Annotated in this window: 1 rRNA gene; it reads left to right on the forward strand. The window is 54.3% G+C overall.

Going from position 1 to position 575, the window contains the following annotated elements:
* A 23S ribosomal RNA gene (locus tag ACJ8HN_RS24230) occupies positions 1-575 on the forward strand; the annotation flags it as partial.

A 575-nucleotide genomic window follows, 5' to 3' on the forward strand; every position in this document is an offset into this window, starting at 1 on the left:
GGGGTGAGGACAGTGTCTGGTGGGTAGTTTGACTGGGGCGGTCTCCTCCCAAAGAGTAACGGAGGAGCACGAAGGTTAGCTAATCACGGTCGGACATCGTGAGGTTAGTGCAAAGGCATAAGCTAGCTTGACTGCGAGAGTGACGGCTCGAGCAGGTACGAAAGTAGGTCTTAGTGATCCGGTGGTTCTGAATGGAAGGGCCATCGCTCAACGGATAAAAGGTACTCCGGGGATAACAGGCTGATACCGCCCAAGAGTTCATATCGACGGCGGTGTTTGGCACCTCGATGTCGGCTCATCACATCCTGGGGCTGAAGTAGGTCCCAAGGGTATGGCTGTTCGCCATTTAAAGTGGTACGCGAGCTGGGTTTAGAACGTCGTGAGACAGTTCGGTCCCTATCTGCCGTGGGCGTTGGAAGATTGAGAGGGGTTGCTCCTAGTACGAGAGGACCGGAGTGAACGCACCACTGGTGTTCGGGTTGTCATGCCAATGGCATTGCCCGGTAGCTAAGTGCGGAAAAGATAAGCGCTGAAAGCATCTAAGCGCGAAACTTGCCTCAAGATGAGTCTTCCCT

Origin of the sequence: Serratia sp. CY29653 (assembly GCF_052169255.1) — a bacterium.
Classification (GTDB): domain Bacteria; phylum Pseudomonadota; class Gammaproteobacteria; order Enterobacterales; family Enterobacteriaceae; genus Serratia; species Serratia sarumanii.